The organism is Microvirga sp. P4_G7 (genome assembly GCF_056401005.1).
Genome location: NZ_JBFUKD010001130.1, coordinates 1 through 625, shown reverse-complemented (window position 1 = coordinate 625; position 625 = coordinate 1). Strand labels below are relative to the sequence as shown.

The 625-nt window shown below is 63.7% G+C and carries 1 protein-coding gene; it reads right to left on the bottom strand.

All coding sequences use genetic code 11. The features are described 5' to 3' along the window. A partial coding sequence (locus tag AC1DT3_RS23460) for an HAD family hydrolase (protein WP_477467549.1) occupies positions 1-448 on the bottom strand: 448 nt, incomplete at its 3' end. Positions 449-625: the final 177 nt, after the last annotated feature.

Here is a 625-nt window from a genome sequence, read left to right as displayed (position 1 = left end):
GGCGATAGGTTTCGGCAGTCTCTTGCTCGTCGTTCTCGAAACCGGAGCACACCACATAGTCCGCTTCCGCAATCGCGCCGAATTTGACGTCGAGACCGTCATACATCGGCATGTCGCGCTGGGGGCCGATATGATGCACGACCTGCCCTGCCCGTTCCTCGATGGCGAGGCGCGTCAGGTCGCCGGAAGTCACGATGGCGTCGTAGGCCGTCCGTGGAACCCCGAAACCGTCGAGCTGCGTACCCACCGACGCCCCGGGTCGGGGCGCGTTCGAGACCAGCACCACACGGCCGCCGTTGTCGCGAAAGAGCGTCAGAGCCTCACTTGCCGCCGCATAGGCCTCGACGCCGTTGTGAAGCACGCCCCAGACGTCGCAGAGGATGAGGTCGTAGCGCCCGGAGAAAGGCTTGATGCCTTCGACGAGAACGGGGCTTTTGGGGGTTGTCATGGGCTCTCACATCGCGTGTTTGAGCCCCGGCGGGTAGGCCTTCACGCCGGTTAAGTCAACCAATCGAGCGCGATCCAGCCCCGATACGACCTGCGGCAACGGCCCTTTTGCCGCCACGATGCGCCTGCTAACGTGCCGGCGCCTCGCTCGCAAATTTCAGGATATCGGACCATCATG